The 26,429-nt window shown below is 58.1% G+C and carries 21 protein-coding genes; 15 read left to right on the plus strand and 6 right to left on the minus strand.

The window, feature by feature from the left end:
* Nucleotides 1-201 precede the first annotated feature (201 nt).
* The 13 genes from melA (JNB88_RS07940) to JNB88_RS08000 all read left to right on the plus strand — a co-directional run bounded on the left by melA (JNB88_RS07940) (nucleotide 202) and on the right by JNB88_RS08000 (nucleotide 17,491).
* Nucleotides 202-1,668 carry an alpha-glucosidase/alpha-galactosidase gene (gene melA / locus JNB88_RS07940; RefSeq protein WP_220354973.1) on the plus strand — a complete coding sequence of 489 codons (1,467 nt, stop codon included), beginning with the start codon at nucleotides 202-204 and terminating at the stop codon, nucleotides 1,666-1,668.
* Nucleotides 1,669-1,789: 121 nt separating this feature from the next.
* Nucleotides 1,790-3,877 carry an ABC transporter substrate-binding protein gene (locus tag JNB88_RS07945; RefSeq protein ID WP_220354974.1) on the plus strand — a complete coding sequence of 696 codons (2,088 nt, stop codon included), beginning with the start codon at nucleotides 1,790-1,792 and terminating at the stop codon, nucleotides 3,875-3,877.
* Nucleotides 3,878-3,989: 112 nt separating this feature from the next.
* On the plus strand, nucleotides 3,990-4,997 hold the full coding sequence (locus JNB88_RS07950; RefSeq protein ID WP_220354975.1) for an ABC transporter permease: 1,008 nt from the start codon (nucleotides 3,990-3,992) through the stop codon (nucleotides 4,995-4,997).
* Between the two features lies 1 nt (nucleotide 4,998).
* On the plus strand, nucleotides 4,999-6,132 hold the full coding sequence (locus JNB88_RS07955) for an ABC transporter permease (protein WP_220354976.1): 1,134 nt from the start codon (nucleotides 4,999-5,001) through the stop codon (nucleotides 6,130-6,132).
* Nucleotides 6,133-6,142: 10 nt separating this feature from the next.
* Nucleotides 6,143-7,810, plus strand: a complete 1,668-nt coding sequence (locus tag JNB88_RS07960) for an ABC transporter ATP-binding protein (RefSeq protein ID WP_220354977.1) — start codon at nucleotides 6,143-6,145, stop codon at nucleotides 7,808-7,810.
* 21 nt (nucleotides 7,811-7,831) lie between these two features.
* A complete protein-coding gene (gene melA / locus JNB88_RS07965) occupies nucleotides 7,832-9,202 on the plus strand; it encodes an alpha-glucosidase/alpha-galactosidase (RefSeq protein WP_220354978.1) in 1,371 nt (456 codons plus the stop codon).
* A 317-nt stretch (nucleotides 9,203-9,519) separates the two neighbouring features.
* Nucleotides 9,520-10,281 carry a sugar phosphate isomerase/epimerase family protein gene (locus JNB88_RS07970; RefSeq protein ID WP_220354979.1) on the plus strand — a complete coding sequence of 254 codons (762 nt, stop codon included), beginning with the start codon at nucleotides 9,520-9,522 and terminating at the stop codon, nucleotides 10,279-10,281.
* A gap of 136 nt (nucleotides 10,282-10,417) precedes the next feature.
* Nucleotides 10,418-11,344 (plus strand): ArsR/SmtB family transcription factor, encoded by a 927-nt coding sequence (locus tag JNB88_RS07975; protein WP_220354980.1) that lies wholly within the window; start codon nucleotides 10,418-10,420, stop codon nucleotides 11,342-11,344.
* 106 nt (nucleotides 11,345-11,450) lie between these two features.
* Nucleotides 11,451-12,962, plus strand: a complete 1,512-nt coding sequence (arfA, locus tag JNB88_RS07980; protein ID WP_220354981.1) for an arabinosylfuranosidase ArfA — start codon at nucleotides 11,451-11,453, stop codon at nucleotides 12,960-12,962.
* Between the two features lie 245 nt (nucleotides 12,963-13,207).
* Nucleotides 13,208-14,308, plus strand: coding sequence for an ABC transporter ATP-binding protein (locus JNB88_RS07985; RefSeq protein WP_220354982.1), 1,101 nt, complete (start codon nucleotides 13,208-13,210; stop codon nucleotides 14,306-14,308).
* A complete protein-coding gene (locus tag JNB88_RS07990; protein ID WP_037135932.1) occupies nucleotides 14,301-15,236 on the plus strand; it encodes a carbohydrate ABC transporter permease in 936 nt (311 codons plus the stop codon). The genes JNB88_RS07985 and JNB88_RS07990 overlap by 8 nt, the downstream gene beginning before the upstream one ends.
* Nucleotides 15,233-16,084, plus strand: coding sequence for a carbohydrate ABC transporter permease (locus tag JNB88_RS07995; RefSeq protein ID WP_220354983.1), 852 nt, complete (start codon nucleotides 15,233-15,235; stop codon nucleotides 16,082-16,084). The genes JNB88_RS07990 and JNB88_RS07995 overlap by 4 nt, the downstream gene beginning before the upstream one ends.
* 81 nt (nucleotides 16,085-16,165) lie before the next feature.
* Nucleotides 16,166-17,491 carry an extracellular solute-binding protein gene (locus tag JNB88_RS08000; protein ID WP_220354984.1) on the plus strand — a complete coding sequence of 442 codons (1,326 nt, stop codon included), beginning with the start codon at nucleotides 16,166-16,168 and terminating at the stop codon, nucleotides 17,489-17,491.
* 86 nt (nucleotides 17,492-17,577) lie between these two features.
* On the opposite strand, the gene JNB88_RS08005 is transcribed toward JNB88_RS08000, so the two are convergent.
* The 6 genes from JNB88_RS08005 to JNB88_RS08030 all read right to left on the minus strand — a co-directional run bounded on the left by JNB88_RS08005 (nucleotide 17,578) and on the right by JNB88_RS08030 (nucleotide 24,341).
* Nucleotides 17,578-18,780, minus strand: a complete 1,203-nt coding sequence (locus tag JNB88_RS08005; protein ID WP_220354985.1) for an MFS transporter — start codon at nucleotides 18,778-18,780, stop codon at nucleotides 17,578-17,580.
* A 91-nt stretch (nucleotides 18,781-18,871) separates the two neighbouring features.
* Complete coding sequence (locus JNB88_RS08010; RefSeq protein WP_220354986.1) at nucleotides 18,872-20,308, minus strand: M81 family metallopeptidase; 1,437 nt, start codon at nucleotides 20,306-20,308, stop codon at nucleotides 18,872-18,874.
* 8 nt (nucleotides 20,309-20,316) lie between these two features.
* Nucleotides 20,317-22,236: a beta-N-acetylhexosaminidase gene (locus JNB88_RS08015; RefSeq protein ID WP_220354987.1), complete on the minus strand. Its 1,920-nt coding sequence runs from the start codon at nucleotides 22,234-22,236 to the stop codon at nucleotides 20,317-20,319.
* Between the two features lie 25 nt (nucleotides 22,237-22,261).
* Entirely contained in the window at nucleotides 22,262-23,038 is a 777-nt protein-coding gene (locus tag JNB88_RS08020; protein WP_220354988.1) for an SDR family oxidoreductase, read from the minus strand.
* Nucleotides 23,039-23,065: 27 nt separating this feature from the next.
* Nucleotides 23,066-23,929: a MurR/RpiR family transcriptional regulator gene (locus JNB88_RS08025; RefSeq protein WP_220354989.1), complete on the minus strand. Its 864-nt coding sequence runs from the start codon at nucleotides 23,927-23,929 to the stop codon at nucleotides 23,066-23,068.
* A gap of 22 nt (nucleotides 23,930-23,951) precedes the next feature.
* Entirely contained in the window at nucleotides 23,952-24,341 is a 390-nt protein-coding gene (locus JNB88_RS08030; protein WP_220354990.1) for a RidA family protein, read from the minus strand.
* Nucleotides 24,342-24,453: 112 nt separating this feature from the next.
* On the opposite strand from JNB88_RS08030, the gene JNB88_RS08035 reads away from it, so the two are divergent.
* Complete coding sequence (locus JNB88_RS08035) at nucleotides 24,454-24,939, plus strand: hypothetical protein (RefSeq protein ID WP_220354991.1); 486 nt, start codon at nucleotides 24,454-24,456, stop codon at nucleotides 24,937-24,939.
* A gap of 20 nt (nucleotides 24,940-24,959) precedes the next feature.
* Nucleotides 24,960-26,420, plus strand: coding sequence for a M81 family metallopeptidase (locus JNB88_RS08040; protein ID WP_220354992.1), 1,461 nt, complete (start codon nucleotides 24,960-24,962; stop codon nucleotides 26,418-26,420).
* Nucleotides 26,421-26,429: the final 9 nt, after the last annotated feature.

Below are 26,429 nucleotides of genomic sequence, written 5' to 3' on the forward strand. Positions count from 1 at the left end.
AAAGCATAATCCTTCTCTGGCGACCTCGAAAAATTTAAGCATAATCCGCCCTCAAGAGAGAGAACACCGCCAGCACCGAGGAGCGGCGGGGAGGAGAATAAGCCGGATTTCTGGCCTTTTTTGGCGTCGAGCGCAAGCCCGCGTCCTATTCTTCTTCTCATCGCTCAGCGCCTGCAAATTGATCGCATAGAGGCAAGGATTATGAGTTTCAAAATCGCTATCATCGGCGCAGGCAGCGTCGGATTCACGAAAAAACTGTTTACCGACATCCTCTGCGTGCCCGAGTTTCAGGACGTCGAGTTCGCCCTCACTGACATGAGCGAACACAATCTGCAGATGATCAAGCAGATCCTCGACACCATCGTCGCCTCCAACAAACTGCCAACCAAGGTCAGTGCCACGACCAATCGCCGCGAGGCGCTGACTGGCGCGCGCTACATCATCAGCTGCGTGCGCGTTGGTGGCTTGGAGGCCTATGCGGACGACATCCGCATTCCACTAAAATACGGCATCGACCAATGTGTTGGCGATACGATATGCGCAGGCGGCATTCTCTACGGACAGCGCAATATTCCCGTCATCCTTGACTTCTGCAAGGACATCCGCAAGGTCGCCGAACCTGGTGCCAAGTTCCTGAACTATGCCAACCCGATGGCCATGAACACATGGGCGGCAATCGAGTACGGCAAGGTCGATACTGTGGGTCTTTGCCACGGTGTTCAGCACGGCGCCGAACAGATCGCCGAAGTGCTTGGCGCCAAGTCTGCGAACGAACTCGACTACATATGCTCGGGGATCAACCATCAGACCTGGTTCGTCGATCTGAAGCTCAACGGTCGAAAGATCGGCAAGGACGAGCTGATCGCCGCCTTCGAAGCACACCCAGTGTTCTCGCAACAGGAAAAGCTCCGGATCGATGTCTTGAAGCGGTTCGGCGTTTATTCCACGGAGAGCAATGGCCATCTGTCCGAATACCTGCCCTGGTACCGCAAGCGCCCGGACGAAATCACCAAGTGGATTGACATGTCCGACTGGATCCACGGCGAAACTGGCGGTTACCTCAGGCATTCGACAGAGACCCGCAACTGGTTCGAAACCGAGTTCCCGCAGTTCCTGGAGTCGGCGACCAAGCCGATCGATCGCGCCAAGCGCTCGAACGAACATGCGAGCCATATTCTCGAAGCACTTGAGACAGGTCGCGTCTACCGCGGACATTTCAATCTTAAGAACAATGGCGTCATCACGAACCTGCCGTCGGACGCCATCATCGAGTCTCCCGGCTTCGTCGACCGTTTCGGCATCAACATGGTCTCCGGTATCACCATCCCGGAAGCCTGCGCTGCGACCTGCATCGCATCCATCAATGTCCAGCGCATGTCGGTTCATGCCGCGATCAGCGGCGATATCGACCTCTTGAAGCTCGCCGTACTGCACGACCCGCTTGTCGGCGCAGTCGCCACTCCTGAGGAGGTCTGGCAGATGGTCGACGAGATGGTCGTCGCCCAGGCCCGGTGGTTGCCGCAATACGCCGATGCGGTCCCAGCCGCCAAGGAGCGTCTGGCGAAGTCGACCGTCAAGACCCGTGAATGGGCTGGTGCAGCGCGCCGTAACGTTCGCTCGATCGACGAGCTGCGCGCCGAAAAGGCGGCGCTCAAACAGGCTGTCTGAGTTCCCGGAGGACGGGTGGCGATGGGGTCCCGGGAGTGACCACATCGCCCTAAGCCCGTCGCCGGATCGTTTGAGGAGAAGCGGGGCTGCCTGAGGCACCCTGAAGCAAGAGGGAGAAACGATGAGAAACTATCGCAACATTGGCATCATGGCCGGACTGGCGCTCAGCGTCTCCGTTTCGGCCCTTAGTGCCTACGCATCAGAGCCGACCAATCCGCCCGCTCCGCCGCAATTTCCGGCTGAGGGCAAGATCAAGTACGTCTCGAGAGACTCCATCGAGGAGTTCAAAGCGCTTCCTGCATACAATGAACCGGATTGGGTGAAGAAGAACTTCGTCGACGCCGGCAAGCTTCCGCCGGTAAAGGATCGCCTGCCCAAGGAGCCGCTCGTCTTCAAGACCGAGAACATGGTCGACGGAATAGGCGTCTACGGCGACACCCTCCGTCACGTTATCGGCGGCCGGCCCGAAGGCTGGAACTACGGCGCTGGCCAGACACAGGGCTGGGGCGGTATCGACATTGGTCTTTCGGAATGCCTGACCCGCACGGCACCACTCTTCCAGGTGGAGGCCAAGGACACCGAACCGCTTCCAAACCTCGCAAAGAGCTGGGATTGGTCGCAGGACGGTCACAAGCTGACGATGCACCTTGTTGAAGGTGCGAAATGGTCTGATGGGGTTCCGTTTACCGCTGACGACATCATGTTCTACTGGGAAGACGAGGTCATCGACCCGAACGTCTCGCCGCTCGGCGGTGGCGCGTCGCCTGAAGCCTTCGGAGAGGGCACGACACTCAGGAAGATCGACGACTATACGGTGGAATGGACGTTCAAGGACGCCTTCCCGAAGCAGTATCTCTACACGATGGCCTACCCGAGCTTCTGCCCTGGCCCGTCGCACATCCTGAAGCCGCAGCATCCGAAGTATTCGAAGAACACCTACGACCAGTTCAAGAATGCTTTCCCCCCGGAATACATGAATATGCCGGTCATGGGTGCCTGGGTCCCTGTCGAGTACCGTCCTGACGACATCATCGTGATGCGCCGCAATCCTTACTACTGGAAGGTCGACGAGAAGGGCAACCAGCTGCCTTACCTCAACGAACTGCACTACAAGCTGTCGACCTGGGCAGATCGTGACGTGCAGGCCGTTGCCGGATCGGGTGACATTTCCAACCTCGAGCAGCCGGAAAACTTCGTGGCGTCGTTGAAGCGCGCTGCCGAGAAAACCGCACCGGCTCGTCTCGCCTTTGGTCCCCGCCTGATCGGCTATAACCTGCGCATGAACCTGTCCGCGAACGGCTGGGGTGATCCTGACGCACGGGGCCAGGCGATCCGCGAACTCAACCGCAACGAGGACTTCCGCAAGGCAATTACCATGGGTCTCGACCGCAAGGCGATCGGCGACTCCCTGGTGAAGGGTCCATTCACGGCGATTTATCCCGGTGGCATCTCGTCCGGTACAAGCTTCTACGATCGCAACTCTGTGGTCTATTACCCCTTCGACCTGAAGGGCGCCAAGGAATTGCTTGCAAAGGCTGGACTTAAGGACTCGGATGGAGACGGGTTTGTCAACTTCCCGGCCAACACGGAAGGCGGCAAGAACGTCGAGATCGTACTCCTCGTCAACAACGGCTACGCGACCGACAAGAGCCTCGCCGAAGGCGTCATCGGACAAATGGAGAAGCTTGGGATCAAGGTCATTCTCAATGCCTTGGATGGACCAAAGCGTGACGATGCCCACTATGCCGGCCGCTTCGACTGGCTGATCCAGCGCAGTTCGCCCGAACTTGCATCGGTTGTGCAGAACACCGAGCAGCTTGCGCCGGTCGGCCCACGCACCAGCTGGCAGCACCGCGCTGGCAAGGACGGCAAGGTTGACCTGATGCCTTACGAAGAAAAGCTCGTCGACATCGTCACGAAGTTCCAGGCTAGCCAGGACAACAACGAGCGTGTCGAGCTCATGAAGCAGTACCAGAAGGTTGCAACCGAAAATGTCGATACCGTCGGCCTTACGGAGTATCCGGGTGCGCTGATCATCAACAAGCGCTTCTCGAACGTGCCTCAAGGTACCCCGATCTTCATGTTCAACTGGGCTGAAGACTCCGTCATCCGCGAACGTCTGTGGGTGGCCGCCGACAAGCAGGGCAAATACGAGCTGTTCCCGGAACAGTTGCCCGGCAAGCCCGGCGAAAAGGGCCCGATCAACTAAGAGCTCCCTCCCAACCGAGCACTCCGGTCGCGCGTGAAGCGCGGCCGGGCAATATCAACAAGCCGGCCGCACCGACAGGCGCGACTGGCGGCAAGGAGAAGCGAACCGTCCGATGTTACGATTCCTGCTCGTGCGCATAGCCTCTGCGATACCTGTCCTCATCATTTTGAGCATCGTGACCTTCGCGATCATACAGGCTCCGCCCGGTGACTATGCCGACTACATCCGGTCTCAGCTGATCAATCAGAGTGGCGCCTCGTTTGCTCAGGCAGACGCACAGGCTCAGGCCTACCGTGTCGCCCACGGGCTCGATCAGCCGATGGTCATCCAATACTTCAACTGGATCAAGGGCATCGTAACCCAAGGCGATTTCGGCCATAGCATGTTCTACAACAAGCCGGTCGCCGATGTCGTGGCCGAGCGATTGCCGCGCACACTCGCGCTGGCGCTCGTCTGCCACATCTTCGCCTCGGTGCTTGGCATCGGCTTTGGAATCTGGGCCGCCACGCGCCAGTACAGCTGGATCGACAGCCTGCTCTCGGGCGTTTCCTTCCTTGGGATGACGGTGCCGCGCTTTCTGATGGCGCTCATTATCGTCTACCTGCTTGTCTTCCAATTCAACGTCTCGGAAATCGGCAGCTTCTTCTCGCCACAGTATGGCGGTGCTCCCTGGTCCTGGGCGAAATTCGTCGACCTCGTCAGCCATGTGTGGCCCGTGGTCGCCATCGCGACCTTCGGTGGCCTCGCCTACAACATGCGCGTCATGCGGGGCAATTTGCTGGATACCCTGAATGCGCAATATGTCGAAACGGCACGCGCCAAGGGCCTGTCGGGCGGCGCAGTAGTGATGCGCCATGCGGTGCCGAACGCACTGCATCCGCTCGTCATGTACCAGGGCGTGGTACTCCCCTACATGCTGACCGGCGAAATCGAGACTGCCATCATCTTCTCACTCCCGACTGTCGGGCCGGCGATCGTTGGCTCCATGGCAATCGGCGACGTCTATGTGACGGCAACGTTCATGATGGTTCTTTCCGCGACACTCATCGTTGGCAACATCATCGCCGACATGCTGCTTGCCTTGCTGGACCCGCGCGTCCGCCAGTACGGAGGAGCCTGACATGCTCGCCTTTGATTCCGCTCCACCACCGCCACACGAAGACACGGTCAAGAACGCCCCACATGGCAACGAGAGCTACCTTTCGCTTGTCTGGCGCCGGCTGAGACGCTCCTGGACCGGCATGATGGGCCTGATCCTCGTCGGTCTGCTTCTCCTGATGGCAGTCTTCGCCGATTTCTTCGCACCGATGGACCCCAAGGCAACAGACGTCGGTTTCGCGCCGCCACAGATGATCAGCTTTCACGACAAGGACGGCAATTTCACCTATCCGCCCCGCGTCTATGCGCTTGGAGAATCCGAGGAGCTAGACCCGGTGACCTTCCAGCCAATCGTCGGTCCCGATTACGAAAATCCGCGTATGCTCGGCTTTTTCGTAAAGGGTTCGGAATACAGGGTTTTTGGTCTGATACCTGCCAGCCGCCACTTCTTCGGTACAATCGACGGTCAGCCGGTCCATTTCCTCGGAACCGACAAGTTTGGCCGTGATATCCTCTCGCGGGCAATCATCGGTTCTCGCATCTCGCTGATGATCGCGCTGACCGTCGTGTTTATCGTCACGATTGTCGGCACCACCGTCGGCATGGTCTCCGGCTACTTCGGTGGGACGTTCGATGCATGGGTACAGCGCTTTGTGGAGATCGTTCTGGCCTTCCCGCAATTGCCACTTTATCTGGCTCTGACGTCGCTCATCCCCGTCACCGCGCCGACCAACGTATTTCTCGCCTTTGTCATCGTCGTGATGTCCGCACTCGGCTGGGCGCAGATGTCGCGCGAGGTCCGCGGAAAAACGTTGGCGCTTGCAAGGATCGACTATGTCCGCGCGGCGATGGCGGTTGGCGCAACCGACCGACGCATCATCTTCCAGCACATTTTTCCGAACGTAATGAGCCATGTGATTGTTGCGGTCACCCTGCATATCCCAAGCGTCGTGCTCTTGGAATCGTTCCTGGGTTTTCTCGGCTTTGCCGTGAAGCCGCCGCTGATTTCCTGGGGACTGATGCTGCAGGATACCGCCAATTACTCCGTCATCGGGACCTATCCCTGGATCCTTACGCCAGTCGGCTTCGTGCTGCTCACCGTCTTCGCGTTTAACGCGTTGGGTGATGGTCTGCGCGACGCGGTCGATCCTTACTGAGGTATTGAAGATGGCACTCTCGCTCGTCAACTCCTTCGCACCACCCGTACGTCACGACCACGAGGCACATTCGGAACAACCTGTCATCGATGCCCGAAACATCGGCGTCAAATTCAAGGTCGAGCACGGCATTGTCGATGCAGTAAAAGATATCTCCTTTCAGCTTTACCGGGGCGAAACGATTGCCATTGTTGGCGAATCCGGTTCGGGAAAGTCGGTGACGGCCCGTACAGTCATGGGGCTTTTGTCGAAGCGTGCGACCGTCTCCGACAAGTCGAGCGTCCAATATGACGGCACGAATATCCTGACATTCTCCGAGCGTCAGCGGCGAAAATTGCGCGGCGACCGGATCTCGATGATCTTTCAGGAGCCCATGAGTTCGCTGAACCCGATCTATACGATCGGCACCCAGATCGTGGAGGCAATCCGCGTTCACCGCAAGGTCAGCCGCAAGCAGGCCGAAGCGCGCGCCCTGGAGCTTTTGAAGCACGTTCAGATCCCCGACCCGGAAGCACGCCTGAAGCAGTATCCGCATCAGTTGTCGGGCGGACAGCGCCAGCGTGTGATGATCGCCATGGCCCTTGCCAACGATCCAGACGTCTTGATTGCAGACGAGCCAACGACGGCGCTCGATGTCACCGTGCAGGCCCAGATCCTCAATCTCATTCGCAACCTTCAGACAGAACTGCGAATGGCGGTGATCCTCATTACCCACGACCTGACAGTGGTGCGCAAGTTCTCCGACTATGTCTACGTCATGCAGCATGGTGAAATGCGCGAACACAACACGACGGAGCGGCTTTTTGCCAACCCGCAGCATACTTACACCAGGCATCTTCTGGGCTCCGAGCCGCGCGGCCAGGCCAATCCGTTGCCGGAGGGGTCGGATGTCATCCTTGATGCACGCAACGTGCGCGTCTCGTTCATGATGCGCCATGGCAGCTTCTTTAAACCGAAGCTCAAGGAACTGGTTGCAGTTGACAGCCTGAACCTGACGCTTCGCCGGCACGAGACGCTCGGACTTGTCGGGGAGTCTGGATCCGGGAAAACGACCTTCGGGCAGGCGCTGCTCAGATTGAACGATCCTGATGGCGGCGAGATCTTCTTCGACAAGCTGCCGATCCACGGCAAGTCGCGGGCTGAAATGCGCCCCCTGCGGTCGCGAATGCAGGTCGTGTTTCAAGACCCGTTCTCCTCTCTCAACCCACGCATGACGATCGGTCAGATCATCGAGGAGGGATTGATCGTCAATCAGCTTGGGGCGACCAGGGCAGAACGGCTCGACCGTGTTCGCGAGGCGCTGATTGCAGCCGGCATGCCCGGCAATATTCTGTCGCGTTTTCCGCACGAGTTTTCCGGCGGTCAGCGCCAGCGCATCGCGATCGCCCGCGCCGTCGCACTCGAACCGGAATTCATCCTGCTCGATGAGCCGACCTCGGCACTCGACCTGTCCGTCCAGGCCCAGATCATCGAGCTCTTGCGCAAGCTGCAGGACGAACGCGGCCTCAGCTACCTCTTCATCTCGCATGATCTCAAGGTCGTGCGTGCTCTCTGCCACCGTGTGATCGTCATGCAGCATGGCAAGATCATGGAAGAGGGACCCGTCAACGAAGTTCTCACCAACCCCAAGACCGCCTACACGGAGCGCCTTGTCAAAGCCGCTTTCGAAGTAGCCTGATTGCACATGCCGGAGGTTATAATGGCAAGAAATCCCAAGATCACATTCATCGGAGCTGGCTCCACCGTCTTCATGAAAAACATTATCGGCGACGTGCTGCAGCGCCCAGCGCTATCGGGCGCAACGATCGCGCTCATGGATATCAATCCCCAGCGCCTCGAGGAAAGTGCCGTTGTCGTCAACAAGCTGATCTCGACACTCGGTGTCAAGGCAAAGGCCGAGACTTACTCTGATCAGCGCAAGGCACTGACGGGTGCTGACTTCGTCGTCGTTGCCTTCCAGATTGGCGGCTACGAGCCTTGCACCGTCACGGATTTCGACATCCCGAAGAAGTATGGGCTGCGTCAGACGATTGCCGACACACTTGGCGTCGGTGGGATCATGCGCGGATTGCGCACGGTGCCGCATCTCTGGAAAATCTGCGAGGACATGCTCGCCGTCTGCCCGGACGCGATCATGTTGCAATATGTGAACCCAATGGCAATCAATACCTGGGCGATCGCGGAAAAGTATCCGACGATCAAACAGGTGGGTTTGTGCCACTCGGTGCAGGGCACGGCGATGGAGCTCGCGCACGATCTCGATATCCCTTACGAGGACATCCGTTACCGTTCCGCTGGCATCAACCACATGGCCTTCTATCTCAAGTTCGAGCATCGCCAGGCCGACGGCTCCTACAGGGATCTTTATCCGGATCTCGTTCGCGCCTATCGCGAAGGCCGTGCACCAAAGCCCGGCTGGAATCCTCGTTGCCCCAACAAGGTCCGATATGAGATGCTGACGCGCCTTGGCTATTTCGTGACCGAGAGCTCGGAGCACTTCGCGGAATACACGCCATACTTCATCAAGGAAGGCCGCGAAGATCTGATTGAGAAATTCGGTATTCCACTCGATGAATATCCGAAGCGCTGCATAGAGCAGATTGAACGGTGGAAGGGACAGGCAGAGGCTTATCGGTCCGCCGACAAGATCGAAGTGAAGCAATCGAAGGAGTATGCCTCGTCGATCATCAATTCGGTCTGGACCGGAGAACCGTCCGTCATCTACGGAAATGTCCGAAACAACGGCTGCATCACCTCTCTGCCATATAATTGCGCCGCCGAAGTTCCATGCCTGGTCGATGCTTCCGGGATCCAGCCAACCTTCATCGGCGATCTGCCGCCGCAACTGACCGCACTTATGCGCACCAACATCAATGTCCAGGAGTTGACTGTCCAGGCGCTGATGACCGAAAATCGCGAACACATCTATCATGCCGCAATGATGGACCCCCACACTGCGGCCGAACTCGACCTTGACCAGATCTGGTCCATGGTCGACGATCTACTCGCTGCTCACGGTAACTGGCTGCCGGAATGGGCGCATAACAGCCGGAAGGTTCAGGCCGCCTGACCATCTCTCTCCCGGTCACGGCCACATGAGGTCCCGCGGCACTGCCGCGGGACCTTTTTGAGCGAGGGGTTGATCTGAAAGCGCCTTTGGAACGCGACCGGCGTCGGATGGGTTTCGTTAATGGGTTTGGCCGCAACGTGCCCGATACTGGTTGGGGAAGGTGGTCTCCAATGTTGGGTTTCAGCTTGCTTTGCAAAACAACTTGGGGGGATTGGTCTAGAAATTGATGCCACGCGTTCAAACCCCGCCGCAGGCATGCTATTTCAAATCACCACCGACCAACCGAGGGCAGGGACGGGTCGCCCGGAGGCTCTAGGATGAAACCGACACTATCCCTGCAGCTTTTCTCTTTGAGGGGACTTGGGTCGCTTGAGGCACAACTGTCGGCAGCGGCCCGCGCCGGGTTCCGTTCGGTAGAGCCTCTCGAAAGCCATTTGCGCGACGTTGGCGAGCTAAGGGACGGCTTGCGTCGCCATCAACTGACCGCGCCGACTGCGCATGTCAGCCTGGAAGCATTGAGGACCGAGGGAGCAATGTTCGTTGACGCCTGTCATAGCTGCGGGATCGGCGAATTGTTTGTTCCTCATCCGGCACCGTCTGGCGCACAGGAAACTGCGAGCGCCTGGCAACGCCTCGGCCGTGAGCTAGGTGCACTGGCAGACCGGTTTAAGGGGGATTGCGTCCAACTCGGATATCACAACAAGACCGCTGGCTTCACTCGCCTCCACGGAGGTCGATATGGCTTCGAGTTGATGTTTGACACAGCGAGGGGAAGTCCACTCGTATGGCAGGCCGATATCGCCTGGCTGGCTCGTGCTGGTGTGGTTCCGGGCGAGTGGTTGCACAGGTACGCAAGCGTGCTCGCATCGGCACATGTCAAGGACCAGGCGCCGGATGGCGCCAAAGCCGAGGAGGAGGGATGGTCGGACGTCGGCTCGGGTATTCTCGTCTGGCCATTGCTATGGCGCACAGCCATTGCAAACGGCGCCCGCACCTTGGTCGTCGAACACGACAATCCACAAGAGCCCTATGAATTCGCAGCCAGAAGCTTTGCTTACGTAACCCGGTTCATGTCCTAGGCCAGCACGAATCCGCTCTTCAGCATTGCCCCGCACGGCGAAGCAGTTCAGTTCCCACAGATCTCCAGCAATCGCCTATTGATAAGATCAGTTTTTCTGATATAGAAAACCGATCACCTTCGCAGATCGGAACCCCATGAGCCGGAATTTCCTTGTCGTCGACCCCGAAGCAGGCATGCCTATCCTCAAGGGTCTCGCATCACCGGCTCGTGTCGCGGTGTTGAAGCTCCTGCATGAGAAAGGGGCCCTGAACGTCAATGAAATTGCTGACATACTTGAACTGCCGCAATCCAGCGTTTCTACGAACGTCCAGATGCTGGAAGAAGCAGGACTGATCCAGACGGAAACTCTAAAGGCGCGAAAGGGCAACCAGAAGGTCTGCCGCAGCGTCTATGATGAGATTCTGGTCGTCTTCAAGAACGAAATCAAAGAAACTGAACCAGATGCAATCGAGGTATCCATGCCGCTGGGGCTCTATACGAGCTTCGAAGTGACGGCGCCTTGCGGGCTATGTTCCGCCGATGGCATCATCGGGCTGCTTGACGTTCCGAATACCTTCCTTGATCCGGATCGCATGAAGGCTGGGCTTATCTGGTTTACGCGCGGCTACGTCGAATATCAGTTTCCCAACAATGCGCGATTGACGAATACGAGCATTCGGGAAATCGAATTCGTGATGGAGCTTAGCTCCGAGGTTCCTGGAACAAGCGCTGATTGGCCATCCGACATAACGCTTTCCGTCAACGGCGCCGATATCGGCACCTGGACGTCGCCTGGCGACTTTGGCGATAAACGCGGGGTTTTCACCCCGGATTGGTGGAAGTTGAAGGGATCGCAATATGGCAAGCTCAAGAACTTCCGCATCAACGACGACGGCGCATTCGTCGATGGCTTGCGCATTTCCGATGTCACGCTCGCAAACCTGAAACTCGATGAGCATCACTCGATTCGCCTTCGCATCGGAGTGCGAGACGATGCCAAGCACCCCGGCGGTGTCAATATTTTCGGCCGAGGTTTCGGCAACTACGACCAGGACATCCTGCTTCGCTTGAAGACCCGGTGAGTCTATCCGGTTTTGTGAACTTTAGGCTTGACCGAGCTGCCGGCATCCGCTTTATTCAACTCAAATTGTGATACACATCACAAATAAGGATATAGTGGAGGATATCATGAAGGCTGCGGTCACAGCGCACAGCAAATATACAATCTCGGACATCGACCCGCGGCTTTACGGTTCGTTCATCGAACACCTCGGTCGGGCCGTTTACACAGGCATTTATGAGCCTGGCCATGCGACCGCTGACGAGAGTGGCATGCGCAAGGATGTCATCGAGCTCGTCAAGGAGCTCAATGTCCCGATGGTCCGCTACCCCGGTGGCAATTTCGTGTCGGCCTACAACTGGGAAGACGGCATTGGCCCAAAAGAGAGCCGCCCGACCCGCCTCGACCTTGCCTGGCACACCTCCGAGAGCAACCAGGTCGGCATCCACGAGTTTGCCGACTGGTGCACGTCGGCCAACACCGAGATGATGCTGGCTGTCAACCTTGGTTCGCGCGGCCTTGATGAAGCCCGCAACTTCCTTGAATACGTTAATCATTCCGGCGGAAGCGAGTGGAGCGACAAGCGCATCGCGAATGGCCGCAAAGAGCCATGGGACGTCAAACTCTGGTGCCTGGGTAACGAGATGGACGGCCCCTGGCAGATCGGCCACAAGACGGCTGACGAGTACGGTCGCTTGGCGCATGAGACAGCCAAGGCAATGCGCGCCTTTGACAGCTCGCTTGAGCTGGTCGTCTGCGGGTCATCGAACGCACACATGCCGACCTATCCGGAGTGGGAGGCGACTGTCCTCGATCACACCTATAACGAGGTCGACTACATCTCGCTGCACATGTACTTCGAAAACCGCGCCAAGAACACGGCCAACTATCTCGCACGCAGCATCGAACTCGACAACTACATCGGCACGGTCGCCGGCGTGATCGATTACATCAAGGCAAAGAAGCGCTCAACCAAGGACGTCTACATCTCGTTCGACGAATGGAACGTCTGGTATCACTCCAAGGAGCGCGACAAGGCAACACTTGCAGGCGCCAATGGCTGGCCGCATGCGCCTGCTTTGCTTGAGGATGACTATAACTTCGAAGATGTGCTTCAGGTTGGCTGCATCCTCAATACCTTCATCAACCGGGCCGACGTCGTAAAGATTGCCTGCCTGGCGCAGCTCATCAACGTGATCGCGCCGATCATGACGGTTCCAGGTGGCCCGGCATGGCGCCAGACGATCTACTATCCCTACTATTTTGCTTCCGTTTACGGGCGCGGGACTGCTCTGAAGTTGATGGTCGACAGCCCGACCTACAAGGTCGACGACCTCGGCGACGTGCCCTATCTCGACGTGTCGGCCGTTCATGATGCGGACAAGAAGACCGTTACCTTCTTCATCGTCAATCGTCACGGCACGGAGACGCTTGATCTCGATGCGAGCCTGCTCGAGTTTGGCGCCTTGCGGGTCATCGATGATCAGGTCGTCGTCCATAGTGACCTCACCATCACCAACACCGCTGAAAAGCCCGACAACGTCGTACCGAAGGCCGTCACCGGCTCGAGCTTCGTTGATGGCAAGCTTAGCGCCAGGATCGCTCCGCTCTCATATCGAATGATCCGCCTTCAAGCATAATCTAAATCGTGTTTCTTGATACGTATCAAACGATATGTTGACAAAACAATTGTATGATTTAACGTCAGCACACCGGTTTTGACGTGCCACTGGGAGGAAAAGATGGGAGCAAACGCTTCTGTTTTGGCACAATCACGAACTGAGAGAGACCGGCTTTTCCAGGCCGGTGCTCTCTCAGCGGATGCATGCCATTCATTGTTTGGTATCGGTTTTTCGGGTTCTGACTGCAATTCAGGAGCAGTCGGATGACCGCTAATATCGAAATCCATAATGTCACCAAGCGCTACGGCTCGATCACCGTCCTCGACGGCCTTTCCTTGTCGATCAAGGCGAACGAATTCATGGTGTTCCTTGGTCCGTCTGGTTGCGGCAAATCTACGCTTCTTCGAATGATCGCGGGCCTTGAGAGCGTGGACGAGGGCACGATCTCGATCAACGGCGAGCGTATCGATACGCTGCCCCCCGGTCAGCGCGACATCGCCATGGTATTCCAGTCCTACGCGCTCTATCCGCATATGACAGTTGCCGACAACATGGCCTTCGGGCTACGCAACATCAACGTTTCGACCGAGGTGATCTCCGCACGCATTGCCGAGGCTGCCCGGATGCTCGAAATCGGTCATCTGCTTGAGCGCAAGCCTGGCCAGTTGTCCGGCGGTCAGCGCCAGCGCGTTGCCATCGGTCGTGCGATTGTCAAGGAACCAAAAGCGTTCCTTTTTGATGAGCCCTTGTCAAACCTGGATGCTGCGCTTCGCGTTCGTACGCGCGTCGAGCTTGCGCAACTGCGCAACCGGGTAAGATCGACCATGATCTTCGTCACGCACGATCAGATCGAAGCGATGACGCTCGCCGATCGCATCGTCGTCATGAACAATCGCAAGATCGAGCAGATCGGTACGCCGATGGAGATCTATTCTCGTCCGGCTAGTCGCTTCGTCGCAACCTTCGTCGGTTCACCAACGATGAATTTCCTCAATGTTGGTCTTTCCGAAGAAAATGGCTTCGTTCGCGCCAGGCTTCAAGACGGAACCGAATTGCAGACGGCGATCCGGGCGGAGGGCGTCAAGGCAGGCGAGTATACCCTCGGCATTCGTGCCGAAGCAGTCAAGCGGGCTAACGGTGCTGCCCCGACCACAACGGGCAAGGTTGATGTGCTGGAGCGCCTAGGCGACCGCACCCTTCTCTACACTCGCCTGAGCGATGGGAGCGTCATCGTCGCCGAGGATATCGGCAACAGCCGGGTCGCTATCGGCGACGAAGTGGGGCTCAATCTCGATGGCACGCGCACGCATCTCTTCGACGATGCTGGCAAGGCCTGGCACAATGAGGAGGTTGGCCATGGCTGAGGCGACACTCTCACCTGCGAGAGATGCGACCGGTGTCGCGGCGAGAGTGAAAGTGCAAAACATCAATGCACCGCTCTGGCGAAACGCGCTTTTCGTCGCGCCATACCTCTTCTTTTTTGTGACCCTCCTTGTCGTGCCGTTGTTCTGGGGTATCTGGCTCAGCCTTCACAAGGCTGATGCCTTCGGGACCGGTCGTTTTGTTGGTCTCGGCAACTACATCAGGCTGTTTAACGACAAGATCTTCCTCCAGGCCGTTGGAAACACATTCTATTTCGTGTTTCTCACAGTCCCGACATTGGCCCTTTTGGGTTTGCTCTTGGCGCTAGCATTGAACCGCAAGACGAAGATGGCAGCAGCACTGCGCGCCGTATATTTCTCGTCATCTGTCTTGTCGGTCACGATCGTCACGCTGATCTGGCGTATCGTCTTCATCGGCAATTTCGGTCTTCTTGCCACGATTTACGGCTGGTTCGGTGTGCCAGCACCTGCCTTTCTCTCCGACCCGAACCTCGCCATGATCGGCATTGCGATCGCAACCGTCTGGTGGTGCATCGGTCTGCCCATGATGCTCTTTCTCTCAGCCCTGCAGCAGGTGCCGGCAGAAATCTATGAGGCAGCGGCACTCGACAATGCCAGCCGCTGGCGAACGCTCTGGTACATCACGCTGCCTTCGATCCGGCGGACCTTTGTGCTTGTCCTGATCATCCAGGTCGTGCTGCAATTCCAGCTCTTTGGCCAGGCGAAGCTGATGACCCTCGGCGGTCCGAACAATGTTTCCAAGCCGATCGTGCTTTACATCTACGAAGCAGCCTTCACCAAGTGGGACCTCGGTCTTGGTGCTGCCGCCTCTGAAGTTCTCTTCATACTGATCCTGATTGCTGCGATGGCGCAGTACTTCATTTCGCGCCGCAAAGGGGAAGAAGGATGACCGCTGTATCGGGTGGAAACATGGTCGGCCGCTCGACCGGCGACCGTGTGATACTTATTCTGGCCCTTGTCTGCGCGCTGGTCATGATGGCGCCAGTGCTCTGGGTGATCGGGTTGTCCCTCAAGGACAACAAGGAATTGATGGCGGACATGAACTCCGTCTTCCATGCTCCCTACACGATCAACAACTATCTCAACATTCTGGCAACCTCCTCGGTGTTCCGCTGGATCTTGAACAGCTTTGTTGTCGCTGGCGGGCTGACGATTTTCACGCTGGTCCTCGCATCACTGGCCGGCTACGGTTTCGCGCGTCTGAATTTCCCGTTCCGCAACACACTTTTCATCATCGTGCTGCTCGGTCTTGCCATCCCCGAGCAAGCGGTGCTGATTGCACGCCATCAGATCTTCAGCTGGCTGAAGTTCCACAACACCTATCACGGCCTGATCCTTCCGGGATTGTCCGCGCCGTTTGGCGTGTTCCTGATGACGCAGTATTTTCGCGCCATACCGAAGGAGCTTGACGAAGCGGCCCTCCTTGATAACGCCAGCCGTTTCAAGATCTTCTGGAAGGTCCTCCTGCCACTGACGATCCCAGCGCAAGCAACGCTCGGCATCTTCACCTTCCTCGGGGCCTGGAATGACTACTTCTGGCCGCTGATTTCGGGCACCAAGAAAGAAATGTACACGTTGACGATTGGCATTGCGTCGACCCAGACCAATTTTGCGCAATCTGAGGGCCTTGGCTTCCTGATGTCGCAGGCCGTGTTTGCTGGCGCGCCAATCCTCGTTCTCTACCTGTTTTTCCAGAAATACATCGTGACGGCAGTCTCCGGCGCCGCCGTGCGCTGACGCCCAACGTTGCGTTGCAACCTGCTCCCGGGGAGGGGGCTTCAAGCCAAGGGTCGAAGACCCATGAAGGAGGAGATGGAAATGACGCTTACCCTTAGAAAATACATGCTGGCGGCGGCTTCGGTGATCGCCATTGCCGGCGCAAGCCCGGCCTTTGCGGCGACTGAACTGACCGTCCAGCGCTTCTTCGGTGCCTGCGACGCAGATTTCGGCACCAATACCGACGTCAGCAAAGCCGTCGGCGAGTGCGGTATCATCACGTCGATGATCAACAAGTTCAACGCCGACAATCCGGATGTCCATGTAACGGTGACGACTGTCGAGTGGCCGGGTTATGATCAGTTGACCGCGCAGTTTGCTGCCGGCGACCCACCCGATATCGTCACCATCCACCAGTCGGTTCTCGCCGACTATCAATCCAAGGGCCTCCTGCTGCCGTTGGACGATGTGCTGAAATCCGTTGGGGTTGCCTCGTCAGACTTCACCGATGCCAGCCTGAATGGCGTGACCAAGGACGGCAAGATCTACGGGCTGCCGATCGACAACTGGACCATGCTCTATCACATCAACATGGACCTCTTCAAAAAGGCAGACCTCGTCAATGCGGATGGCACGCCTAAGCTGCCAACGAGCGTTGACGAACTTCTCGCACAGGCCAAGCAGTTCAAGGAGAAAACCGGCAAGCCGTACTTCGTCCAGAACCTCGCAAACGAAGTCGCGCTCTATACGCGCAATCTCTACACATACCTGTTCCAGCAGGACTCCAACTTCTTTGCCGATCCGAAGCAGGTCAAAATCAACACGCCCGAGGCCAAAAAGGTCGTCGAGATGTATAAAGCGATCTACGACAACGGTGACACCACCAAAGATCTCGACTATGCGGCCGGTATCAATGCCTTCCTCGCAGGCGAGGGCGGCGTTCACCTGAACGGCACCTGGGTTATCGGCGATTACACGGCTTCCTCCGAAAAGGCTGGCACCGCACTGAACGCCGGCGGTTATGCGGTTTACCCCTACCCACAGCTTTTCCCGGGGAAGAAGTCCCAGTATGCTGATGGCCACAGCTGGGCAGTCTCGCAAAAAGACCGTTCGGACGAGCAAACAGCTGCGATCGGCAAGTTCTTGAAGTTCTTCCATGACAACGACTTCGACTGGTCGCGCACAGGTCATCTTCCTTCGGTCAAGGCTGTGCTGGATTCGGACCAATTCAAGGCCCTGCCACATCGTGACACGATTTCCGCGATTGCCACGCTTGGCACGCCGCTTCCCTCGACCGTCCAGCGGCAGTTCGCAATCCAGGACATCATCGGCCAGGAGATGAGCGCGGCAATCACCGGTCAGAAAGAGGTTGACGCAGCCCTTGCTGACATGGAGCAACGCATCAACGAGTTGCTCGCCAACATCTAAGGCTCACACTCTCTCCCGAGCCTAGCAAGAGATGCCCGCCGCCGGTCTCGCGGCGGGCATCGTCATTTTTGACTGACTGTAGGACGTCAGCGCCGGCGTTTGCGTCCGTCGACAAACAACAACATTGCAAGCCCGACCAAGCCCGCGAAAGCGCCAATCATGGCCGTGCCAGAATAGCTGGAGACGCCGGTCCCAAACGCAAAGAGAAGGGCGCTCAAACCAGCTCCGAGAAAGATGTTGACGGAAATCAGCGCGCTCCCGAGGCCGGGTCTTTCTGCGATCAGATCCTGCAGGTAGGTTATCGGGATGCTGATCAGTGCCGCTGCACCAATACCGCTCGGCAGGGTCAGGACATACACGTGCCATGGTGCCGAAGCGACACCCAGAACCAGGAGATAGACGACGTAGATAATCGTTCCAATGGCGAGTGCAGTGACATGGTTCATGATGCGCTGGGCGCGCCCCCAGACAACGATGAAGACGACCTCCAGGAGCGCGACGATGCCGACTAAAATGCCAATATCGCCGACTGTCCCGCCAGCAGCTCCAGTAACGATCAGAGGCAGGATAGCACCATTGACATGAAGGGTGCTGCTGATCAGCGATATGGCAAGGACGCGGATGAAGACACGCGGCGACACGACTTCACCAAGCGCAGCAAGATAGGAAAGATGATGTGTCGCAGCCTTGTCAGTTCCCCTGTGGCGTGGCAGGAGCGCTGCCATCAGCCCCAGGCAGATCACGCAGGACAGGCCCGCCAGGAGGTAGGCTGGCAGCATGCTCTCCGATCTTGAGAGGAGCGCTCCGACAAACCCGGGCACCAGCACCCATGACAGTGAGATCATAGCGCGTACGCCGGAATTCACGGTCGCAACGTCCCCTCGCGCCATACTGTTGGTTGTTGCCCGCACATTGGCAAAGAGCAGGGAATTGAGTGCGTTATAGATAGGCAGGAAGACCAGCGCACTGAGAATGAACGTCGCCTGCGCAGGAAAGAAGTAGACCGCGCCATAGCCGAAGATGCCGAAGACGGCGACCGTCAGCATCAAGGACCGGTACTCTCCAAGCCGATCGGCGAGATTACCAAGCAGGATACTGACCGTGACATTGACGGCGGCCGCAGCAAATATCAGCGCCGAATAGAGACCGTTGCTAAGGCCAAGCTCGCGAATCCCGATCACCGATTGGTACGGAGACGTTGCGGCGCCTCCGAAACCGAACGCGAAGATCGCAAGCATGCTGCCCCGGATCGTCGGGTTGCGGAATACATCAGGCAGGAGACGGGTCATTTTCGAGGTCGAGGTGGCGAGTCACCCGGTGGTGGGTGCGGAGTGCTCTAGCAGGTCCGGCTGAAAGCCGAAACCTGCCAGCAAGGAGAAATCAGTCATTCCAGCGGGCAGAAAGGCGCGCCTGCGGTGCATAAGAGAAGTCGCGATCGAAAGGGAAAGCCGGTCGCGCGCGTCGCTTGCTGACCAGACCTTCGATGTCCTGGTTTACGACGCCCTGTGTCAGGGCCATCAGGTTTGGATTGGCAATCGGCGCCAAATCCGGTGAGAGATAGCCTGACTTCACGACGAGCATGCGCACTGCTTTCGGATCGAGCCCGAGGCGTACGAAATCCGCGATATTATGATACGGGCGCCGTCGCGCAGCCAGCACCACTGTAATGCCGCCGCTACGCACGACTGCCTGACGCTCGGCCGGGCTACCGGGATCATCGAGGAAAACGACCTCGGCCTCGATATGGGCCGGCGTGCTGGACGGGTCCAGCGTACCACCGACATCAAGCGTGATCCGTGCTCCTGGACCAACGCCAAAGCACGCCTCGACGGCCGGCTGGTCAGTAATGCCCGCCAAGAGCGCTCCTTCAAATCCGCGCGCGATTAGCGCGTTTAGCACATCAGCCCGATCACCAACGCCGCCTCCCGTTGGATTGTCGGCTGAATCGGCCAGAATGACAGGTGCTGTCGCGGTATCCTCGGCGATATCGAGCATTGCCTCAAGTGGACCGGTCACCGGGCCGAAAACGAAGTCCTCGCGCGCCTTCCAATAGGACAACGCAATCTCGTCGGCAGCGACGACCGCCGCGGACCTGTCCGTTGCTGTCACGACCGCACAGGCCGTTGCGCGTGGCTCATCCGCCCAGACGTAGCCGATCATGAGGTTCGCATCGAGTACGCCGTCCCGCCGGTCGAAATCCGGCAACGCATTGTAGAGGCTCTTGGCGGGTTCATCCTCGGTCGAGGTGCGTTCACCTGGCCATAGAACAGGCACGGGCGCCCAGGCGATACCCGGCCTCGTGCCCGACCGCAGCGCCTCGACAAGCATCGACCAGGCACGCACCATTGTCTCCCGTACGTCGATATGTGGCGCTGTGCGATAACCCGCGAAGATATCGAGTTGATCGACGATCTTCTGACTGACATTGCCGTGCAGGTCATAACTTGCCGCGACCACGCAATCTGATCCAACGACAGAACGGGCAGCGGAAATCCAATCTCCCTCTGCATCGTCCATGCCTTCGACATTCATGGCACCGTGCATGGCAAGGTAGAGGCCGTCGACAGGCACGACCGCCTTGAGCCGTTCAAGAAATTCTGCCTTGAAGACCTCATATGCCTTCCGCGAAACCGGACCGCCGGGTACGGCCCGCGCGTGCAAGAGCGGAAGATGCTCTACGCCATCAGCATCGAGAAAGCTGAAATAGTCTGCAGCAAGAAGGTCTTGTCCGCGCAACACGCGAAAATCCTCGACCGCCATCAGCACCGGCGAATAGGTGCTGCACTCCGTGTGGATTCCACCAACAGCAATCCGCATAACAGACCTCACAATTCAGGATTCAAGGGGACGATAGCGGCGAAGCGATGCCAGTCCTTCATCGTTCTGGGCGTCCATGCAGCCTCCGCGATCGCCGGCAGGCGCGGGAAGACGAGGCGATTGAAATAGCCGCGCGACAGGAAGTGTTCCGACCATATGCAGGCTTGAACGCCCTTCAACTTGTCCTTCAGGTCTTCCGGGAAATCACCCTCTGCTTCATACGCATAGGTGTGTGCCGGGGGCACGGTTCCAGCCCAGCTTGCGCCGGGCTCCTGGAATGCCTCTGCCTGAACCATGTCAAGGTAGTACGCCTGGCCAGGCGTCATGACGACCTCGTAGCCTTCCTTTGCGAGATCGATACCGACCTCAGGATTTTCCCAGGCCATCAGCAGCGTGTCTTGGGCAGCAACGCCGCCGCCATGCGCCACCTCATTCCAGCCTGCCAACTTGCGGCCACGTGCCGTCAGCATCGCCTTGACGCGCTTCAGAAAATAGGACTGCAGGGCAAATGTGCCCGAGATGCCTTCCTGCTCCATCAGCTTTTTTGCAAGTGGAGATGCCAGCCAGGACCCGTTGGCCACCTCGTCTCCGCCGATGTGGAGGTAACGGGAGGGAAACAGCTCGACCATCTCATCGAGTACGTTCTCAAGGAATTCGTAGGTGAGCGGCACGCCGGGATTAAGCGCGTTGTTGGGATATCCTTGAACCGAATGGTAGCTCTCGGGCGCCTCCTGACCGTCTGTCAGGTCTGGCAACGCGGTCAGCGTCGCGGTGCTGTGGCCCGGTATGTCGATCTCGGGGATGATCTCAACGTTCAGCGCCATGGCGTGAGCCACAATATCGCGCACGTCGACTTGCGAATAGAAGCCACCGACAGGCTCAGCCCCGTTGCCCAGCTGTGGCAGAAGGGGTTCGTCAGGACCACGCAAGACGCCAGTCGTTGTCAGCTCCGGATAGGCCTTGATCTCAAGGCGCCACGCTTCGTCGTCGGTCAGATGCCAATGGAAGATATTGAGCTTCAACCACGCCAGTATGTCGATCAGGCGCTTGACGTCGGCTACGGGATAGAACTGCCGAGACACATCAAGATGGCATCCGCGCCAACCGTATCGGGGTCTGTCCGATATGGTGCCTGAGATCGGAAAACGGAACGTTTGCGGTTGACTGCGGGCACCATGCAGAAGCTGCGCCAGCGACGTCAGCCCATATTGACGCCCAGCAGCATCGGAAAACGACAGCGTAATTTGCGAGGACGAGAAATCAAGCTTGTAGCCTTCACCGGCGATCGCCGTATCCAACGCAAACCGCAATTCGCGGCCCTGTGGGGAGGCGGCAAGGCTGAAGGGCGCGTGTGCGCTCTCATAGAGACGACGGCTAAGTTGAAGCACGGTCGAGACGGCGCGCAGGTCATCCTGCGAGGAACCGTCCGCTGGATAAAGAACAACGGGAAAGCCGTCGCCCGGCGTTGCGTCAATCGCCGCTGGCCAGGGCTGCAGCGAAAAAGGCAAGGTGAGCTTACCTTCCGGCAGGAGCACCGGTGGCGGCTCGTTGACGCGACCCTCAAGAAGCAGATCGGACACCGCAACCGCCACATGCTTCCCATCCGAAAGCGTGATATAGGCCGACTTGGCCCCATCTGTGCAATGGCGCGCGGGCCTGTGAAGACCGCTCACTGTAAACGACCAACTTTTGCCGGGGTCAAGCGAAAGGCCGGCCGGTGGTGCGAACTCGTGGAAATTGGCATTGCGGCGCAGGAAGGTCGCATTATCGCAGGCCTTTGCATCGATCACGCGCGTCAACGACGTATAAACCAGCTTGAAGCCAGACAGCGCGACGTCCGAAAGATTGAACAGGGAAAAAGTGAAGCGGCCATTCGGACCACCGTCCGGCTGCCACGTGCTCTCCAGGCGGTAGGACGCCATGTCCATATCGGTTCCTCTCATATGATGTATTTCAGTAGTGCTCGGATTGGGAGAATGTGCGGGCAAGCTCCGCCTGACCGGCGGTCAAGCCACAATCCACCGGCAGGCAGACACCGGTGATAGCGGCAGCCTGCGACCCGGCCAGAAACGAAACCGCATTGGCAACGTCGGCTGGATCGACGACGCGCTGGAGCGGATACCAGCGCCGCGCTTCCTCAAATACGTTCGGATTGGCCGCCGCACGCGCCTCCCATGCTTGTGTCCGCACCGTACCTGGCGCGACAGCGTTTGAGCGGATGCCGAACTTGCCATACTCAACAGCAATCAATTTGGTCAGATGCAAAAGCCCTGCCTTGGCGGCACTATAGGCAGGGTGGCCGAAGACGTTCATGCCGTTGACAGAGGCTATGTTGATCACAGAACCCTTCGACGCCTTGAGCTGATCCTCTACCGCCCGGAAGCAGAGGAACGCAGCTTCCAGGTTAAGAGCGTTGTCCATCCGCCAGATCTCCGCGGTCGTATCATGCAGGCTGACGGCGCGCGCAGCCCCCGCATTGTTAACGAGCGTTCGGACCAAGCCGAGCGTGGCCGCCCGCTTGGCCATTTCACCAACGCTTGCCTCATTGGTCACGTCGCAGCTTTGCGCGACAAAACGCTCGGCCGGACCGAGAGCGCGTGCGGCCTTCTCACCCGCGGCAACGTCAATATCGACCATCAGGATGACGTCGTGATCGACCGCGAGCCGGGCCGCAATGGCTCGGCCGATATCACCCGCAGCGCCAGTTACGATCGCTATCGCCTTTGTCATTCTGCATCCCTTCCTGCCATGGATTCTTCAGTCTCCGAGCAGCTGTCTGTCGTCACCATCGCGGTGGGCAACGAGCTGTTGCTTTATGCGGCGCAGCGACACGGCTGCCTTTGGTTGGATCGCGTAGGCAACGAGGCTCGCGAGAATGTCGACAACAGCGAGATAGGCGATGCGCGTCGAGGTCGGCCGAAAGATATTGCTTCCTTCCTGAAGGTCGATGGGCACGACAATTTCCGCCACTTGCGCAACAGGGCTATCGCTCTGGGTTAGTGCGATCGTCGTCACCCGTGCCTCACGCGCCAACGTAAACGCGCGCACAAGTTCCGCATTCCGACCCGTAAAGGACGAGCCAATCAAGACGTCCGTTGACTTGGCAGCGGCCGCCAGCATCAACTGCATGCCATGATCTGAGCTCGCCGTTACATGCAGACCGAAACGAAAGAGGCGGTTCTGCATTTCGTTTGCGATCATTGACGAGTTACCACCAGAGCCGAAGGCATATATCATGTCGGCGCGCGACAGCCGCTCGGCAGCGAGCTCTATTGCCGCGAGGTCAAGCGATCGATGAAGCAAAAAAAGAGCGTTCTGCGCCTTGGTGATGATGTCTTGCGCGACATCCCCCGGATTGGTGCTTTTGGGCTCCGGCTTGAGGTAACGCATCCCGACATAGGCTGTGCGCGCGAGCTGAACCTTGAAGTCAGAAAAGCTCTCGCAGCCAAGCCGCCGACAGAAGCGCGTTACGGTTGGGGGCGACACATCGGCCTTCTCGGCAAGCTCGATGATCGAGGCGTTCACCGCAAATTCGAAGTCGTTGAGGAGAATGTCCGCGATACGATTTTCCGAGGGCGAAAGCCGGGCCTTCTCTTCCTGCAATGTGGAAAAAATATCCATCCCGGCCTCCTCGGCAGCTCTCTTATTCAGCCTTGGGCTTATATGCGACGCAGTCGATCTCGACCTTGCAATCGACCATCATCGACGATTGTACGCAGGCCCGCGCCGGAGGGTGTTCGCCGAAATATTGCTGATAGATCGCATTGAATGTCCAGAAGTCCCGAGGATCATCGAGCCACACGCCGCAGCGCACGACATGTTCAACGCCATAGCCAGCCTCTTTTAAAATCGCCAGCACGTTCTCGATCGTCTTGTGGGTCTGGGCAACGATATTGCCGTCGATGATCTCGCCATTTTCCATGGCAACCTGACCAGAGACATAGAGCCAGCCGTCGGCTTCGACGGCACGCGCAAAGGGTAGGGGCTTGCCGCCAGCGCCCTTTTGAACCGTGCCATAGCGTTTGATGGACATCGACCGATCCTTGCAAATTATTTTCGTATTAAGTTGACAAGTGACCATAGAAAGCAGAATTTGGCCAGTGAAAAACGCTATTCATGAAAAGAATTTCAATCCGGGGGAGATAATGCGCGATCCTTTTAAAAACCCATTTCCGGCGTCCGACATTGCGCGGCACTCGATCTGGGAGATGCTCGTCCCCCGTGACATCGACGCCTTCCTAGGGACTGACTGGTCGATGGTGGAGCATGATTTCGTCGAGGAAGGCTTCATCGGCATCGACGGGCGCAAGCAGGTAAGCCCCGACAAGTGGCGTCTGGCCTTTCCAACGCTATCCGCTTACCGCGACGAGTGGCTGCGCCAGGCGAAGGACTTTGCAACCCAGTCCTTCTCAGAGGACACTCGCACCGCAATCTTCACCACAACGACGCTCGAGGACATCGAGATCGAAGGCGACGTGGCGCTGGTGCGCAAAAAGTTCGACGGCGGAATCATGAAGGCCGACGGCACGCGCGATGTGATGCAGTGGCAGACACTGTACTATTGCCGCCTGCATGAAGGTCGCTGGAAGATATCCGGCTTTACCGGCTATCTGCCGAACCCGATGGGCTGACCAACATAAAGGCCGAACCCTTGCGCATTTTCACGGCGGCGCTCGCGACCGAGACCAACACCTTTTCCCCCATCTGCGTCGATCGGCGCGCGTTTGAAGCATCCCTCTACGCGCCCCCCGGTCAGCACCCGGAAACCCCGACATTGTGCTCGGCGCCCATTACGGTGGGACGCCGCGTCTGCGCAAAGAAGGGGTGGGAGCTGATCGAGGGGACCGCCGCCTGGGCTGACCCGGCCGGATTGGTAAACCGCTCGACCTACGAAGGGCTGCGCGACGAGGTGCTGGACCAGCTCAGGGCTGCGATGCCAGTCGACGCAGTTATACTCGGGCTGCACGGCGCCATGGTTGCCGCCGGCTACGAAGACACCGAGGGCGACATTTTGGCGCGTGTGCGCGAGATCGTCGGGCCGGATATTCTCGTCTGTGCCGAACTTGATCCGCACAGCCACCTGACCGCCAAACGGCTCGCAGCCGCAGATTTCTTTGTTTACTTCAAGGAGTTTCCGCACACCGACTTCGTCGATCGGGCAGAAGACCTCTGGCGCATCGCTGTCGAGACCCTGGAAGGGCGCCTTAACCCGGTCATGTCCGTATTCGACTGCCGGATGATAGACGTCTATCCCACCTCACGCGATCCAATGCGCTCCTTTGTCGACAGGATCATGCGACTGGAAAAGGAAGACGCGGACATCCTTTCAATCTCGGTCATCCATGGCTTCATGGCAGGCGACGTACCGGAAATGGGTACCAAGATGCTTGTCGTCACCAACGGCAAGCCAGAGAAGGGCGAGGCCTTGGCGCGAGAACTCGGCCTTGAGCTATTTTCCAAGCGCGGCACCTTCATCATGCCGCAGATTGACGAAATCGAGGCCGTGACACGGGCAAAGGCTGCGACTTCCTGGCCCGTTGTCATCGCCGACGTGTGGGACAATCCCGGCGGCGGCACTGCGGGCGACGCAACGGTTCTCCTTCAGGAGCTTCTCGAACGTGGCGTAACAGATGCAGCAATCGGTACAATCTGGGATCCGATGGCCGTACAGATCTGCATGGCTGCGGGGGAGGGCGCTGAGATCCCGTTGCGGTTCGGCGCAAAGTCTGCACCTGGCACCGGCAACCCGGTCGACGGTGTCGTCAAGGTCGTAAAGCTCGTCGAAAATGCGGAGATGAAGTTTGGCGAGAGCTTTGCACCATTCGGGGACGCCGTACACATCACGCTTGATGGCATTGATATCATCCTGAATTCGACACGTGCACAGAGCTTTGACCCAAGTCTCTTCTCAGTCATGGGGATCGACCCATTGTCGAAGAAGATCCTCGTCATCAAATCCACCAACCATTTTTACGCGTCATTCTCGAAAATTGCAGCGGAGATCATTTACTGCTCGGCCGGAACGCCCTATCCCAACAATCCGGCCAAGACAGCATACCGTCGAGCGCCGAAGAACATCTGGCCGATGGTCGCTGACCCCTACGGCCTTTAGCGGAGAGCT

Source organism: Rhizobium cauense, assembly GCF_019511525.1.
In the GTDB taxonomy this organism is placed as follows: Bacteria; Pseudomonadota; Alphaproteobacteria; order Rhizobiales; family Rhizobiaceae; genus Rhizobium; species Rhizobium cauense.